This window comes from Methylobacterium amylolyticum (assembly GCF_030700245.1).
Taxonomy (GTDB): domain Bacteria; phylum Pseudomonadota; class Alphaproteobacteria; order Rhizobiales; family Beijerinckiaceae; genus Methylobacterium.
The window spans coordinates 110,315-124,081 of the sequence record NZ_JAUYZI010000014.1; the positions used below are offsets into that span (position 1 = coordinate 110,315).

Genomic DNA, 13,767 nt, shown 5'->3' on the forward strand with positions numbered 1-13,767 from the left:
CCCCGTCGACGGGGCTCCTCAGCGGGGCCCCGCGGCGTTTTTGCACGCGCACCCGTGGGCCGGCTCCCCGCCGCCCTGTCGTCCCGGGCCCTGAGACCCGGGAAGAGGAGGGCGCGTTCCTCAAAATCTCGTCACGAGAGGACGCGAGAAGACATGTCGAAGCGGATTCAGGCGAAGCACAAGCTCGACCGCCGCATGGGCCAGAACATCTGGGGCCGCCCGAAGAGCCCCGTGAACCGCCGCGAGTACGGCCCCGGCCAGCACGGCCAGCGCCGCAAGGGCAAGATGAGCGACTTCGGCACGCAGTTGCGCGCCAAGCAGAAGCTCAAGGGCTACTACGGCAACATCACCGAGAAGCAGTTCCGCCGCTACTACGCCGAGGCGATCCGCCTGCGCGGCGATTCCGGCGAGAACCTGGTCGGCCTGCTGGAGCGCCGCCTCGACGCGGTGGTCTACCGCGCGAAGTTCGTGGCGACCCCCTTCGCCGCCCGCCAGTTCGTCAACCACGGCCACGTCAAGGTCAACGGCGTGCGCGTCAACATCCCGAGCTATCAGGTGAAGGCCGGCGACCTCATCGAGGTCAAGGAAGCCTCCCGCCAGCTCGAGATCGTGATCGTCTCGACCCAGCTCGCCGAGCGCGACGTGCCGGACTACATCGAGGCCGACCACGCCAAGATGACCGCCCGCGTCACCCGCATCCCGACCCTGTCCGAGGTGCCCTACCCGGTGCAGATGGAGCCGAACCTCGTCATCGAGTTCTACTCCCGCTGATTTTCCGATTTGGTGTCGCGGAAGGGGGCTGCCGTCGGGCGGCCCCTTTTCGTTTGCGCCCGGGAAGGAGATCGCGTCCCATGAAGGCGAAATTTCCCGAGTTCGGAAGCGACGAAGAGGCCGAGATTTTCCTGGAGACGGCCGATCTCAGCGCCTACGCCATGACCGACATGGTGCCGGTGCGCTTCGAGCTGCGGCGCACGGACGCGTCCGTCGGCCCGCGCATGCCCGAAAGCCCGCTTGACGCCGTGCGTGTCCGGCCGGGCGCCGGAGAGAGCCCGCCTCGGTAACGGCCGGATCGAGCGCGGGACGTCCAAAAAAAATCAGCAGCCGTGGCAGATCGAGCCCATGGTGCGGCGCATCTTGGCGTCCCAGGCCTTCGAGCGGGCCTCGGCGGCCTTCTGGGCCTTGATCATCGCGGCCTCGTTCCCGGCGGGCCGCGGGAGGGGCGTGCCGGCGGCCGCGCCCGGCGGCTTGGTCTGGCCGGTGCCGGTCACCGCCCGTCCGGTGGCGGCCGGCGCGGCGGCTCCGGGCGGGCCGGGATCGACAGAAACCGGGCTCTGGGCCAGCGCTGGCCCGGCCCCGACCAGCGCCCAGAGGATCAGCGCGCGACGGATCGTTGCCATGGACCTGTTCTCCCCGGCGGATCGCCGCCCTTGTCCCCCGGTCATACTACCGGATCGCGAGGCGGGAATCACCGCTCACCCGGCGGGTGTCCCGCGATGAGCGGCGACCGTCGCGCCCGCGTGGCCGGGGCGCTGGCCCGCCTCGCCCCCCGCCTGCCCGCCTACGAGACCGAGGCGGTGCTCGACCGGGCGCTGGCGAGCCCGGGCCTGCGCGGCGCCGCGCCCGAGACCGCGGCCCGGCTCAGCCTCGTCGCCTTCGCCCGGCACGCCTTCACCGATTACGACGATCTGCTCGACGAGGGCTACGACCGCGACAGCGCGCGGCACTTCGTCCTCGACGACCTCAACGCCGCGCTCGCGGCCTGGGGGGCCAAGCCGGTGCCGGAGGACGAGCCGGGCGAGCCGGCCTGAAGCGGCGGCCCTGAAGCGGCGGCCATGTCCGTGGGGCCGCCGGGACCCGACGCGCGTCCGGTCGCGTCGCGGGCCCCGATGCGATAGGGCCCCCGGACGCCGGCCCGCGGCGGGCCGGAACTCACGGACGGATCCATGAAGATCAGCGCGCGCAACATCCTCAAGGGCACGGTCGTCTCGGTCGACAAGGGCGCCACCACGGCGCACGTGAAGATCGAGATCAGCCCCGGGCAGGTGGTCACCGCCGCCATCACCAACGCGGCGGTCGACAGCCTCAGGCTCGTGGCCGGCGGCCAGGCCTACGCCGTGATCAAGGCCTCCGACGTCATGGTCGCCGTCGACTGATTGCTTCGGGATGCGGGTCCGGTGATCCGGCGGCGGCGTCGGGGCCGGGCCGCATCCCGTCACCGCGGGTTCCTGCCTGCGGCGAGCCCCGGCAAGATGGGGCGGGCAAGATGGGGCGGGTGGGCAGGACCCCCAGGGCTCCGAACTCGGATGAACGCGACACAGCCGCAGCGTGTCTGTCGCCGGTTCTGACACACACTCCGTCATCCCGGGGCGCCGGAGGCGAGCCCGGGATCCAGAAACGCCGACGACAGCCAGGCCCGGCACGCCCTGTGGTTCTGGATTCCGGGCTCCGCTGCGCGGCCCCGGAATGACGGGGGTGGTGGATCGCAGCCGAGGTGGCCCGGCGTTAACCCGAGTTCGGAGCCCTGGCAGGACCCCGATACCCGTTGCGGGCCCGCGCCGGAATCGACTAGCTCAGGGGCGGCCGTCCGCCGACCCGCCGAGGAGATGCCGCGCGTGCAACAGAAGACCGTTCTCGGCATCGAGACCACCTGCGACGAGACCGCCGCGGCGATCGTCTCGGCGGATGCCGACGGCGTGCCCGAGATCCGTGCCAACGAGGTGCTGAGCCAGATCGCCGAGCACGCGGCCTACGGCGGCGTCGTCCCCGAGATCGCCGCCCGCGCCCATGTCGAGGTGCTCGACCGGCTGATCGACCGCGCGCTGGGCCGGGCGGGAATCGGGCTCGGTGACCTCGACGGCATCGCGGTGGCGGCCGGGCCCGGCCTGATCGGCGGCGTGCTGGTCGGCCTCGTCACCGCCAAGACCTTGGCGCTGGTGACCCGCAAGCCCCTGCTCGCCGTCAACCACCTGGAGGCGCACGCGCTGACCGCCCGGCTGACCGACGGGGTCGCCTTCCCCTACCTGCTGCTGCTCGCCTCGGGCGGCCACACCCAGCTCATCGCCGTGCGCGGGGTCGGCGACTACGTCCGCCTCGGCGGCACCATCGACGACGCCATCGGCGAGGCGTTCGACAAGGCCGCCAAGCTGCTCGGTCTCGGCTATCCCGGGGGCCCCGAGGTCGAGCGCATGGCCGAGGCCGGCGACCCCGAGCGGTTCGGCCTCCCCCGGCCGATGCTCGGGCGTCGCGAGGCCGACTTCTCCCTGTCGGGCCTCAAGACCGCCCTGCGGATCGAGGCGGAGCGGATCGCGCCGCTCTCGGAGCGCGACGTGGCCGACCTCTGCGCCGGCTTCCAGGCGGCGGTGGTCGACGTGACCGTGGACCGCGCCCGGGTGGCGTTGCGCGCCTTCTCCGCCGCCGCCGGCCGCCCGACCGCGCTGGTCGCCGCCGGGGGCGTGGCCGCCAACGGCGCGATCCGCCGGGCGCTCGCCGCGCTCGCCGGCGAGGCCGGGCTCGGCTTCGTCGCGCCGCCGCTGCCGCTGTGCGGCGACAACGGCGCGATGATCGCCTGGGCCGGGCTGGAGCGCCTGCGGCTCGGCCTCGTCGACGACCTCACCGCCCCCGCTCGGCCGCGCTGGCCGCTCGCCTCCGAGGCCGCGGCGGTTCCCGCCGGATGAGCGCCGAGGCCGAGCGCCGGGCGCGCTGGCGCGACCTCGTGGAGCGCCGCCTGCCCGCGGCCGCCCGCCCCGGCTGGCCGGTGCGGCGCGACCACTGCTTCGCCCGCATCCTCCTCGACCACGCCTGCGGCGGTCCCTGGCGGGCGCGCGTCGCGCCGCCGGCCCACGCCAACATGCCGGCCGACCGGCTCGACGCCGCCATCGCGCTGGGCGAGGCGGTGCTGGCCGGGCAGGCCGACCTCGCGGCGCTGAACCGCCGCTCGCTGGCGTGGCGGGGCAAGCGCCCGCTCGCCCCGGTGCCGGCGGCTCTCGACGGCGGCACCGTCCGGCTGCGGCGCTGGCGCCCCGCGGACGATGCACCGTTCGCGGCGCTCAACGCGGATCCGATGGTGATGGCCTGCTTCCCCGCGGTGCGGACCGAGGCTGAGAGCCGCGCGGAGGCCCGCACACTCGACCGGTGCTTCGAGGCGGACGGGTTCGGCCCCTGGGCCCTTGAGCAGGCTGGCCGCTTCATCGGCTTTGCCGGCGCGATGCGGGTGACGCACGCCCTGCCGTTCCCGGGGGGTGAGCGGCCGGGCGAGGCGGTGGAGCTGGCTTGGCGCCTCGCACGGGACGCCTGGGGCCAGGGGCTCGCCACCGCCGCGGCGCGCGCCGCGCTCGCCGATCTCGCCGAGCGATGCGGGATCGCGAGCGTGGTGGCCTACACGGCAGCGGGCAACCGGCGATCCCGCGCGGTCATGGAGCGGCTGGGCATGGTTCAGGACGGCGGATTCGACCACCCGGCGGTGCCCGTGGGGCCGCTGCGCGCCCATGTGCTCTACCGGTTGACAGGCGCAGGACGTGCGGTGGGAGCGATGGCGTGAGCGCGCACGTCAACGTCGTCGGCGGCGGGGCCTGGGGCACGGCGCTGGCCAACGCCGCCGCCGCCGCCGGACACCCGGTGACGCTCTGGCTGCGCGATCCCGAGGCGGCGGCGCGGATGCAGGCGGCCCGGGAGAACCCGCGCTACCTGCCGGGCGTGCCGCTGCACGCGGGCGTGCGGGCCACCGCCCGGGCCGAGGATCTCGCGGGCGCGCGGGCGAGCCTGCTCGTGGTGCCGGCCCAGACGGTCCGGGGCGTGCTCGCGGCGCTGGCCCCCCTCGCCGCGGCCGGGCCGGTGGTGCTGTGCGCCAAGGGGATCGAGCGCGGCAGCGACAGCTTCATGAGCGAGGTGGCGGCGGAGATCCTGCCGCCGGGAACGCCGGTGGCGGTGCTGTCCGGCCCGAGCTTCGCGGCGGACGTCGCCCGGGGCCTGCCGACCGCGGTGACGCTCGCCGCCGCCGACGCGGGCCGCGCCGCCGCGCTCGGCACCCTGCTCTCGGGGCCGGCCTTCCGGCTCTACCACACCGACGACGTGCGCGGCGTCGAGATCGGCGGCGCCGGCAAGAACGTGCTCGCCATCGCCTGCGGCATCGTCGCCGGCCGCGGCCTCGGCGAGAGCGCCCGGGCGGCGCTGATCGCCCGGGCCTTCGCCGAGCTGATGCGGTTCGCCCGGGCCTTCGGCGGCCGTCCGGAGACGCTGATGGGGCTCTCGGGCCTCGGCGACCTCGTGCTCACCGCCTCCTCGCCGCAATCGCGCAACTTCGCCTTCGGCCAGCGGCTCGGGGCCGGCGCCTCTCCCGAGGACGCCGCGGGGGGCAAGCTCGCCGAGGGCGCCTTCACCGCCGCCGCGCTCACCGGCCTCGCCCGGGCGCGGGGCGTCGAGATGCCGGTGGCCGAAGCGGTGGCGGCGATCGTCGCCGGCCGGGCCGGGGTCGATGCCGTCGTCTCCGGCCTGCTCGCCCGGCCCTTGCGGGGCGAGACGGAGTAGGGCGCCCGCCCGTCCAGCGGGAGCGTGGCCGTGCGGGCCGGAACCGGGTTATGGCGGGGCGCGGCCGGACGCGCCGCGGGGGGCGAGCGAATACCGCGATGGCGCACTGGCTGTTCAAGTCCGAGCCCGCGACGTGGTCGTGGGACCAGCAGGTCGCGGCCGGGGATGCCGGCACGTTCTGGAACGGGGTGCGCAACCACCTCGCCAAGAAGCACCTGATGGCGATGGAGCCCGGCGAGCGGGGCTTCTTCTACCACTCGAACGACGGCAAGGCGGTGGTCGGCGTGGTCGAGGTGATCCGGCCCTACTATCCCGACCACACCGACGAGACCGGCCGGTTCGGCATGGTCGACGTGCGGGCGGTGGAGGCGCTGCCCCGGCCCGTGACGCTGGATGCGATCAAGGCCGACCCCGCCCTCAGGGACATGGTGCTTGTCACCAATTCCCGCCTGTCGGTGCAGCCGGTGAGCGCGGCCGAGTGGGACCGGGTGCGGGTGTTGGGGGGACTGGGCTGAGCGTCGGAGCGCCGCTCACGCCGCGCGGCTGAGGGCCGAGGCCGGGCGGCCGGGGGCGCCGTCCCCGATCTCCACCGGCGGCAGGGTGTCCATCACCCGGCTCGCGGGCAGCGTCACGATCACCTCGGTGCCGTCGCGGGGCTTCGAGCCGAGCTGGAACTGGCCGCCGTGCAGTTCCACCAGCCCCTTCACGATCGGCAGGCCGAGGCCGGAGCCCTGCTCGGCGGTCTTGATCGCCAGCGCGCCCCGCCCGAATGAGGACATCACCGTGCCGAGCTCGTCCTCCGGGATGCCCGGGCCGCTGTCCTTGACCGAGAGGTACTGGCCCCCGGACACCGTCCAGCCGACCTTCAGCCAGATCTCGCCGCCGGGCGGGGTGAACTTCACCGCGTTCGACAGGAGGTTCAGCACGATCTGGCGCAGGGCCCGCTCGTCCGCCCAGAGCCGGGGCAGCGTGTCGTCCACGAGGTCGTGGAAGGTCTGGTTCTTGGCCTTGGCGCGCAGGGCCATCATGTGGCGGCACTCCTCCACGATGTGGGCGAGCAGCACCGGCTCCTCGTTCAGCTCGTAGCGCCCGGCCTCGATGCGCGACAGGTCGAGGATCTCGTTGATCAGGTTGAGCAGGTGCATCCCGCTGTCGTGGATGTCGTTCGAGTATTCCCGGTAGGACGGGGTGGCGTGCTGGCCGAACACCTCGTTCTTCATCACCTCGGAGAAGCCGAGGATGGCGTTGAGCGGCGTGCGCAGCTCGTGGCTCATGGTGGCGAGGAAGCGCGACTTGGCGAGGTTGGCCTCCTCCGCCCGGCGCCGGGCCTCGTCGGAATTGGCCTTGGCCTGCTCCAGCTCGCCGAACACCGCGTCCTTCTCCGCCCGCGAGCGCAGCGCCCCGACGGTGGCGTCGTACAGGCGGCGGGACAGCATCAGGAAGAAGATCTGCGCGCCGCCGGCCATCGCCACGAGCAGCAGCGCGTCCATGCCCTTCTGGAAGGCGGCGAGCGCGACGGTGGCGAGCGCCAGCGGCGCCAGGGCCGCGACGGCCGCCGCCGGCACGGTGGCGGCGAGCATCGTGGTCACCGCCCCGGCAATGACGAGGCCGAACAGGGCGAAGGTCCAGCCGCCGCTGGCGCCGAGCCCGATCAGCGCGGACCACGCCACGCTCTGGAGCACCTCGCCGAGCACGAACCGGGCGCGCCAGCGCGGCAGCCGCACGCCCTCGGGGGCGGCGCGCAGGAAGCGGCGGCTGAGGGTGGAGTTCAGCGTGATCAGCAGGAACACGCACAGGGCCCAGAGTGCGGCCACCACCGGCGGCACCCACACCGTGGCGGCCCCCGCCATCGCCACCGCGAACAGCCCGAGCGGGATGCCGGCACCCGCCCGGTAGCGGGCGTACTGGCGCAGCATCTCGTACTCGTAGGCCCGCTCCAGGCCGGTTTGCGAGGTCAGCCGCTCCCGGGCCGAGCGCATCTCGCGGGCGACCCCACGGCGCCGGGCGGCCTCCTGCGTCGAGGGACCGCGCCCGCGCTGGACCATCTCGACGGTGAGATCGGACATGCGCCCCTGAAAGAAGCTCGACTCGAACGCGGCGCGCGGCCGCCCTCGGGCGACCGGCCGGGCAAGGATGCGGCGGATGTGTTAAGAAGCGGCTGCCGCGATCCGTCGGATTGTCCGCACCGCGACGGTCGGGCGGCCTCCCGCGCGTCCGGGTGCGGTGCCGCACATCCCGGGCGGGACGGGCGGCCGTACTGGCGCAGGGTGCCCCGTGCCCGGCGCGACGGGCGGGTGTCTGCCGAGGGTGACTGCCATGCCGAACCTGACCGTCAACGGCGTCGCCCACGCGATCGATGCCGATCCCGACATGCCCCTGCTCTGGGTGCTGCGCGACCGGCTCGACCGGACGGGCACCAAGTACGGCTGCGGCATCGCCCAGTGCGGCGCCTGCACGGTCCACCTCGACGGCCAGCCGGTGCGCGCCTGCCAGGTCCGGCTCGGGGACGTGGGCGCGCAGGCGGTGACCACGATCGAGGGCGTGTCGGGGCCCGTGGCCGAGGCCGTGCAGGCGGCGTGGCGCCGGCTCGACGTGGTCCAGTGCGGCTACTGCCAGTCCGGCCAGATCATGTCGGCGATCGGCCTGCTCAGCGGCAACGCCCGGCCCACCGACGCCGACATCGACGGCGCCATGGACGGCAACATCTGCCGCTGCGGCACCTACCAGCGCATCCGCGCCGCGATCCACGAGGCGGCCAGGAGCCTCGCCTGAGGGTTATTCGCCCCGAGGCGGCGCGCGGCCGTCGCGCGCAAGCAGGACCGGTTCGCGCGAAGGCGGCGCGATCCGGCGAACGACCCCTCCCCGCGGTCCTGACCGGAGCATCGCCGCCATGCTGAACGTCCGCCGACCGAACCCCGCCCGCACCGCCCCGACGCCGAGCCGCCGCGGCTTCCTCGCCGGGGCCGGCGCGATCGTCGTCGCCTTCCGCCTCGACACCCGCCCCGCCGCCGCACGGGGGCCCGACCTCGCCTCCGTGAAGGCCCAGCCCAACGCCTTCGTGCGGATCGCGGCCGACGACACCGTGACGGTGATCGTCAAGCACCTCGACATGGGCCAGGGCAACACCACCGGGCTCGCCACCATCCTCGCCGACGAGCTCGGCGCCGACTGGAGGACGGTGCGGACGGAATTCGCGCCGGCCGACGCGGCGCTCTACAACAATCTGCTGATGGGCCCGATCCAGGGCACCGGCGGCTCGACCGCGGTCGCCAATTCCTGGGTCCAGCTCCGCAAGGCCGGCGCGGCCGCCCGCGAGATGCTGACGGCGGCGGCCGCCTTCGCGTGGAAGGTGCCGGTCGCCGAGATCACCGTCGCCGACGGAATCGTCCGCCACGGCCCATCCGGGCGGCAGGCCCGGTTCGGGGAGCTCGCCGCCTCCGCCGCCACCCTGCCGGTGCCGGCCGATCCGAAGTTGAAGGACCCGTCCGAGTGGCGGCTGATCGGCACCCGGGTGCCGCGCCTCGACTCGGTCGCCAAGACCGACGGCAGCGCGGTCTACGCCCTCGACATCCGCCGCCCCGGGCAGGTGACCGCCATGGTCGCCCGGGCCCCGCGCTTCGGCGGGACGGTCCGGTCGGTGGACGACGCGGCCGCGCGCACGGTGTCGGGCGTCCTCGACGTGGTGCGGGTGCCGAGCGGCGTCGCGGTGATCGCCCGGGACACGTGGTCGGCGATGAAGGGCCGCGAGGCGCTCAAGATCGACTGGGACGATTCCGCCGCCGAGACCCGCTCGTCGGAGGCGATCCTGGCCGAGTACCGCGCGCGCGCGAAGGAGCCCGGCCTCACCGCCTCGGCCCGGGGCGACGTCGCCGGGGCGCTGAAAGGGGCGGCCCGGGTGATCGAGGCCGAGTTCACCTTCCCTTACCTCGCCCACGCGGCGATGGAGCCGCTCAACGCCACGATCGAGCGCGCCGCGGACGGCGGCTACGACGTCTATGCCGGCTTCCAGTTCCAGACCGTGGAGCAGGCGACGATGGCCGCGGTGCTCGGCGTGACCCCGGACCGGGTGCGGCTGCACACGCACTGGGCCGGCGGCTCGTTCGGGCGGCGGGCGACGCCCAGCGCCGACTACGTCGCCGAGGCCGCGCAGGTGCTGAAGGCGTGGGGCGAAAAGGCTCCCGTCCACCTCGTCTGGACCCGCGAGGACGACATGGCCGGCGGCTACTACCGCCCGACCGTGCTGCACCGGGTCCGCGCCGGCATCGACGCGAAGGGGGCCGTCGTCGGCTGGGACCACGTGATGGTCGGCAAGTCGATCATGATCGGCTCGCCCTTCGAGGCGATGATCGTCAAGAACGGGATCGACGCCACCACCGTCGAGGGCGCCTCCGACACCCCCTACGCGCTCCCGGCCTACCGCTTCGGCGTCCACAACGGCCGCGAGGGCGTGCCGGTGCTGTGGTGGCGCTCGGTCGGCCACAGCCACACGGCGCACGTGATGGAGGTGATGATCGACGAATTGGCCCACGCGGCCGGCGCCGACCCGGTGGCCTACCGGCTGTCGCTGCTGGCGGGGGCGCCGCGGCTCGCGGGCGTGCTGCGGCTCGCCGCCGAGAAGGCGGGCTGGAGCGCGGGCGCCCCGGGTGAGAAGAACCGCGGCCTCGGCGTGGCGGCGCACGAGTCGTTCGGCTCCTACGTGGCGATGGTCGCCGACGTGACCGCGGGGGACGCGAGGGGGGGCGCGGGGGCCGACGCGGCGGTGAAGGTCAACCGGATCGTGGCCGCCGTCGACGTCGGCGTGGCCGTCAACCCGGACGTGATCCGCGCCCAGGTCGAGGGCGCGGTCGGCTTCGCCCTGTCCTCGGTGCTGCGCAACCGCATCACCCTCAAGGACGGCGCGGTGCAGGAGCGGAACTTCGACGCCTACGAGCCGACCCGGATGAGCGAGATGCCGGCGGTCGAGGTGCACATCGTTCCCTCCAGCGTGGCGCCCACCGGCATCGGCGAGCCCGGGGTGCCGGTGCTCGGGCCCGCGATCGCCAACGCGGTGTTCGCGGCCACCGGGCGGCGCCTGCGCTCGCTCCCCCTCAACCTCGCGGGGACGAAGGGCGCGTGACGAATCGCACAGCGCCCGTCCTCGGGGCGGCGTAGACCGGTCCCGCCTTCCCCCAAGGCAAGAGACCCGACTGACGACGGCGCGGCGCGACACCGCGCCGTTTCTTTTTGTGTTCCCCCGCGCGCCCGGTCCCGCCATCTGGGGCGGCGATGCCCGCGACTTTCGAAGACACCGCCGCGCGGTTGCGCGCCTGCCGGCTCTGCCGCGACGTCCCGCGCTACGGCCCGCCCCTGCCGCAGGAGCCGCGGCCGATCGTGCAGGGCTCGACGGGCGCGCGCCTGTGTATCGCCAGCCAAGCCCCCGGCACCCGCGCCCACCGCACGGGCCGGCCCTTCACCGATCCCTCCGGCGTGCGGCTGCGCGCCTGGCTCGGCCTCGACGAGGGTCGGTTCTACGACGCGGGCAAGGTCGCGATCGTGCCGATGGGCGCCTGCTTCCCCGGCCTCGACGCCGAGGGCGGCGACCGGCCCCCGCGCCGGGAATGCGCCGAGCAGTGGCGGGCCGCGCTGTTCTCCGGCCTGCCGAACCTCGACCTGATCCTGGTGATCGGTCAGTACGCGCAGGGCTGGCACCTGGGCAGGCTCGACGGCGGGCTGACGGGGACCGTCCGCCGCTGGCGCGAGATCCTGGCCGAGCCCCGCCGCCCGCGGGTGCTGCCGCTCCCCCACCCCTCCTGGCGCAACAACGGCTGGCTGAAGCGCGAGCCGTGGTTCGAGGCGGAGCTGCTGCCGGTGCTGCGGGCGGAGGTGGCGCGGGTGCTGGCGGATTGAGCCCGCAGGGCTCCGAACTCGGGTTGACGCAGGCTCGGCAGCGGTGTTTGCGAGAGGCCCCGTCATTCCGGGACTGCGCAGCAGGGCCCGGACCCGAAGGGGCACGCCGGAGGCGGGCAATCCAGAACCGCCCCGGCGTGCCGGGCATGGCGCAAGACTCGGCGCGCAATACTCGAGGCGCAAGAGTCGGCACTGTCGGCGGTTCTGGATTCCGGGCTCGCCTGCGGCGCCCCGGAATGACGGACTGCGTGTCAGAGAGGTGGTTGCATCTCCCACAGGTTGCGGGTCGTCAACCCGAGTTCGGAGCCCTGATTGAGCCCGGAGCGCCGTTGCCGCTCGGGCGTTCGCGTATATACTCAAACCTGTGAGATTTTTCGCGCAGGAGCCGAAACGCTCGGCCAACATCGCCAAGCACGGGTTCGATCCCGCCGAATTCGAGGCGGCGTTCAGCTTCGACCGCTTCCTGAGCCGTCCGACCAAGTCGAGCCGCACCGGCCGCGAGCGCGTCATGCTGATCGGGACGTGGTTCGACGAGGCCGTCGTGACGGTGATCGTGTCGCCCCTCGGCTCGGAAGCCTGCGACATCGTCAGCGTCCGCCGCGCCAGCCTCAAGGAGAGGATCGCGTATGAGCAAACCTGATCACGCGCCCGGTTATGTCCCCAACGCCGCCTTCTCGCAGGAGGATTGGGATGAGGTCAGCGATACGCCGGAACTGACCGACGCCGAGATCGCCGAACTGCGGCCCGGTCCCGAGGGATTGCCGCCCGCGCTCGCCGCCGCCCTGGCCCACCGCGGCGGGCGCCCGCGGGCCGCCGTGCCGCGCGTGCCGATCTCGCTGCGCGTCGATCCCGACGTGCTCGCCGCCTACAAGGCCGGCGGTCCCGGCTGGCAGACGCGGATGAACGCGGCGCTGGCCGCGGGCGTCGGGCGCGGGCCGGGCGCTCCGGACAAGCGCTGACGGGGCCGCCTCAGGCCGGGTTGCCCTTCTTCTGCCGCCGGGTCGGGTGGGTCATCGCCTCCAGCTCCAGGAGCTGGTTGAGCTGCGCCTCGGTCAGCAGCCCCTCCTCCAGCACGAGGTCGGCCACCGGGCGGTTCTCCTTCAGCGCCCGCTGCGCCACCCGGGAGCTCGCCTCGTAGCCGAGCGTCGGGGCGAGCGCGGTGACCAGCCCGATCGAACCCTGGACGAGGGCGCGGCAGCGCTCGCGGTCGGCCTCGATGCCCTCGACGCAGCGCTTGGTCAGGGTCTCCACCGCCGCCGTCAGCATCCGCAGGGAACTCAGCACGCAGTAGCCGATGGTCGGCTCGAAGGCGTTGAGCTGGAGCTGGCCGCCCTCGGCGCAGAGCGTGACGGTCAGATCCTGGCCGATCACCATGTAGGCGACCTGATTGACCACCTCCGGGATCACCGGGTTGACCTTGCCCGGCATGATCGAGGAGCCCGCCTGCACGGCCGGCAGCCGGATCTCGCCGAAGCCGGTGCGCGGGCCCGAAGACAGCAGGCGCAGGTCGTTGCAGATCTTCGACAGCTTCACCGCCACGCGCTTGAGGGTGCCGGAGAACAGCACGAAGGCGCCCAGATCCGAGGTCGCCTCGATCAGGTTGGAGGCCAGCACCATCGGCTGGCCGGAGACGCGCGACAGCTCCTCCACCGCGAGCGCGGCGTAGCGCGGGTCGGCGTTGATGCCGGTGCCGATGGCGGTGGCGCCGAGATTGACCTCGCGGAACAGGCCGGCGATCTCGCCCAATCGCGCCACGTCCTCCTTGATGGTGGCGTGGAAGCCGTCGAACTCCTGGCCGAGCGTCATCGGCACCGCGTCCTGGAGCTGGGTGCGGCCCATCTTCAGCACGTCGGCGAACTCCACCGCCTTGCCCTTGAAGGCGTAGGCGAGGTCGTCCAGCGCGGCGACCAGCGGCTGCGTCCCGAAGATCACCGCCAGCCGCAGCGCCGTCGGGTAGGCGTCGTTGGTCGACTGCGCCATGTTGACGTCGTCGTTGGGGTGGAGGCTCGCGTAGTCGCCGGGCTTCTTGCCCATCAGCCCGAGCGCGACGTTGGCGATCACCTCGTTGGCGTTCATGTTGGTGGAGGTGCCGGCCCCGCCCTGGATCGCGTCGACCACGAAGCTCCGGGCGTACTCGCCCTCTGTGGCGACCAGGGTGCAGGCGGCGTCGATCGCGTCGGCCTTCTCCGGTTCGAGGTAGCCGAGCCGCCGGTTGGCGCGGGCGGCGGCCTGCTTCACGAGCGCCAGCGCGCGGACGAATTCGGGGAAGTGGCCCACGGGCACGCCGGTGATCGGGAAGTTCGTCACCGCCCGCTTGGTGTGGATGCCCCACAGCGCGTCGGCCGGCACGTCACCGTC

At 73.7% G+C, this 13,767-nt stretch carries 16 protein-coding genes; 13 read left to right on the forward strand and 3 right to left on the reverse strand.

Translation table 11 applies throughout. From position 1 onward, the window contains the following. The first annotated feature begins 153 nt into the window (after nt 1-153). Entirely contained in the window at nt 154-771 is a 618-nt protein-coding gene (gene rpsD, locus Q8W71_RS12390) for a 30S ribosomal protein S4 (protein ID WP_305525677.1), read from the forward strand. Nucleotides 772-851: 80 nt separating this feature from the next. After that, nucleotides 852-1,061, forward strand: a complete 210-nt coding sequence (locus Q8W71_RS12395; RefSeq protein WP_305525678.1) for a CopG family antitoxin — start codon at nt 852-854, stop codon at nt 1,059-1,061. Between the two features lie 33 nt (nt 1,062-1,094). Here Q8W71_RS12395 and Q8W71_RS12400 read toward each other — a convergent pair whose 3' ends face one another. Beyond that, nucleotides 1,095-1,397, reverse strand: a complete 303-nt coding sequence (locus Q8W71_RS12400) for a hypothetical protein (RefSeq protein ID WP_305525679.1) — start codon at nt 1,395-1,397, stop codon at nt 1,095-1,097. Between the two features lie 96 nt (nt 1,398-1,493). On the opposite strand from Q8W71_RS12400, the gene Q8W71_RS12405 reads away from it, so the two are divergent. The 6 genes from Q8W71_RS12405 (at nt 1,494) to Q8W71_RS12430 (ending at nt 6,038) form a co-directional block, all read left to right on the forward strand. Further along, on the forward strand, nt 1,494-1,808 hold the full coding sequence (locus Q8W71_RS12405; RefSeq protein WP_305525680.1) for a DUF2293 domain-containing protein: 315 nt from the start codon (nt 1,494-1,496) through the stop codon (nt 1,806-1,808). A 135-nt stretch (nt 1,809-1,943) separates the two neighbouring features. After that, nucleotides 1,944-2,153: a TOBE domain-containing protein gene (locus tag Q8W71_RS12410; RefSeq protein WP_305525681.1), complete on the forward strand. Its 210-nt coding sequence runs from the start codon at nt 1,944-1,946 to the stop codon at nt 2,151-2,153. Between the two features lie 450 nt (nt 2,154-2,603). Then, nucleotides 2,604-3,674 (forward strand): tRNA (adenosine(37)-N6)-threonylcarbamoyltransferase complex transferase subunit TsaD, encoded by a 1,071-nt coding sequence (gene tsaD, locus Q8W71_RS12415; protein WP_370875399.1) that lies wholly within the window; start codon nt 2,604-2,606, stop codon nt 3,672-3,674. After that, the gene (locus Q8W71_RS12420; protein ID WP_305525683.1) at nt 3,671-4,537 is read left to right on the forward strand and encodes a GNAT family N-acetyltransferase; all 867 of its coding nucleotides are present in this window, start codon (nt 3,671-3,673) and stop codon (nt 4,535-4,537) included. Before tsaD ends, Q8W71_RS12420 begins: the two co-directional genes overlap by 4 nt. Continuing rightward, entirely contained in the window at nt 4,534-5,523 is a 990-nt protein-coding gene (locus Q8W71_RS12425; protein ID WP_305525684.1) for an NAD(P)H-dependent glycerol-3-phosphate dehydrogenase, read from the forward strand. The genes Q8W71_RS12420 and Q8W71_RS12425 overlap by 4 nt, the downstream gene beginning before the upstream one ends. Nucleotides 5,524-5,621: 98 nt before the next feature. Continuing rightward, nucleotides 5,622-6,038 (forward strand): EVE domain-containing protein, encoded by a 417-nt coding sequence (locus Q8W71_RS12430; RefSeq protein ID WP_305525685.1) that lies wholly within the window; start codon nt 5,622-5,624, stop codon nt 6,036-6,038. Between the two features lie 15 nt (nt 6,039-6,053). On the opposite strand, the gene Q8W71_RS12435 is transcribed toward Q8W71_RS12430, so the two are convergent. Beyond that, a complete protein-coding gene (locus Q8W71_RS12435) occupies nt 6,054-7,589 on the reverse strand; it encodes a sensor histidine kinase (RefSeq protein WP_305525686.1) in 1,536 nt (511 codons plus the stop codon). A 250-nt stretch (nt 7,590-7,839) separates the two neighbouring features. Here Q8W71_RS12435 and Q8W71_RS12440 point away from each other — a divergent pair, with 250 nt between their 5' ends. From Q8W71_RS12440 to Q8W71_RS12460, 5 genes are all read left to right on the forward strand, one after another. After that, complete coding sequence (locus Q8W71_RS12440; protein WP_305525687.1) at nt 7,840-8,295, forward strand: (2Fe-2S)-binding protein; 456 nt, start codon at nt 7,840-7,842, stop codon at nt 8,293-8,295. A 118-nt stretch (nt 8,296-8,413) separates the two neighbouring features. Continuing rightward, a complete protein-coding gene (locus Q8W71_RS12445) occupies nt 8,414-10,639 on the forward strand; it encodes a xanthine dehydrogenase family protein molybdopterin-binding subunit (RefSeq protein ID WP_305525688.1) in 2,226 nt (741 codons plus the stop codon). A 149-nt stretch (nt 10,640-10,788) separates the two neighbouring features. Beyond that, nucleotides 10,789-11,409 carry a uracil-DNA glycosylase family protein gene (locus Q8W71_RS12450; protein ID WP_305525689.1) on the forward strand — a complete coding sequence of 207 codons (621 nt, stop codon included), beginning with the start codon at nt 10,789-10,791 and terminating at the stop codon, nt 11,407-11,409. A 364-nt stretch (nt 11,410-11,773) separates the two neighbouring features. Beyond that, nucleotides 11,774-12,049, forward strand: coding sequence for a BrnT family toxin (locus Q8W71_RS12455; RefSeq protein ID WP_305525690.1), 276 nt, complete (start codon nt 11,774-11,776; stop codon nt 12,047-12,049). After that, the gene (locus tag Q8W71_RS12460; RefSeq protein WP_305525691.1) at nt 12,036-12,368 is read left to right on the forward strand and encodes a BrnA antitoxin family protein; all 333 of its coding nucleotides are present in this window, start codon (nt 12,036-12,038) and stop codon (nt 12,366-12,368) included. The genes Q8W71_RS12455 and Q8W71_RS12460 overlap by 14 nt, the downstream gene beginning before the upstream one ends. Before the next feature lie 10 nt (nt 12,369-12,378). Here Q8W71_RS12460 and Q8W71_RS12465 read toward each other — a convergent pair. Beyond that, nucleotides 12,379-13,767: aspartate ammonia-lyase (locus Q8W71_RS12465; RefSeq protein WP_305525692.1), on the reverse strand; the 1,389-nt coding region annotated here is incomplete at its 5' end.

Coding starts and splice junctions, on each gene's coding strand:
- rpsD (WP_305525677.1), top strand. CDS start 154: ATGTCGAAGCGGATTCAGGCGAAGCACAAGCTCGACCGCCGCATGGGC.
- Q8W71_RS12395 (WP_305525678.1), top strand. CDS start 852: ATGAAGGCGAAATTTCCCGAGTTCGGAAGCGACGAAGAGGCCGAGATT.
- Q8W71_RS12400 (WP_305525679.1), bottom strand. CDS start 1,397: ATGGCAACGATCCGTCGCGCGCTGATCCTCTGGGCGCTGGTCGGGGCC.
- Q8W71_RS12405 (WP_305525680.1), top strand. CDS start 1,494: ATGAGCGGCGACCGTCGCGCCCGCGTGGCCGGGGCGCTGGCCCGCCTC.
- Q8W71_RS12410 (WP_305525681.1), top strand. CDS start 1,944: ATGAAGATCAGCGCGCGCAACATCCTCAAGGGCACGGTCGTCTCGGTC.
- tsaD (WP_370875399.1), top strand. CDS start 2,604: ATGCCGCGCGTGCAACAGAAGACCGTTCTCGGCATCGAGACCACCTGC.
- Q8W71_RS12420 (WP_305525683.1), top strand. CDS start 3,671: ATGAGCGCCGAGGCCGAGCGCCGGGCGCGCTGGCGCGACCTCGTGGAG.
- Q8W71_RS12430 (WP_305525685.1), top strand. CDS start 5,622: ATGGCGCACTGGCTGTTCAAGTCCGAGCCCGCGACGTGGTCGTGGGAC.
- Q8W71_RS12435 (WP_305525686.1), bottom strand. CDS start 7,589: ATGTCCGATCTCACCGTCGAGATGGTCCAGCGCGGGCGCGGTCCCTCG.
- Q8W71_RS12440 (WP_305525687.1), top strand. CDS start 7,840: ATGCCGAACCTGACCGTCAACGGCGTCGCCCACGCGATCGATGCCGAT.
- Q8W71_RS12445 (WP_305525688.1), top strand. CDS start 8,414: ATGCTGAACGTCCGCCGACCGAACCCCGCCCGCACCGCCCCGACGCCG.
- Q8W71_RS12450 (WP_305525689.1), top strand. CDS start 10,789: ATGCCCGCGACTTTCGAAGACACCGCCGCGCGGTTGCGCGCCTGCCGG.
- Q8W71_RS12460 (WP_305525691.1), top strand. CDS start 12,036: ATGAGCAAACCTGATCACGCGCCCGGTTATGTCCCCAACGCCGCCTTC.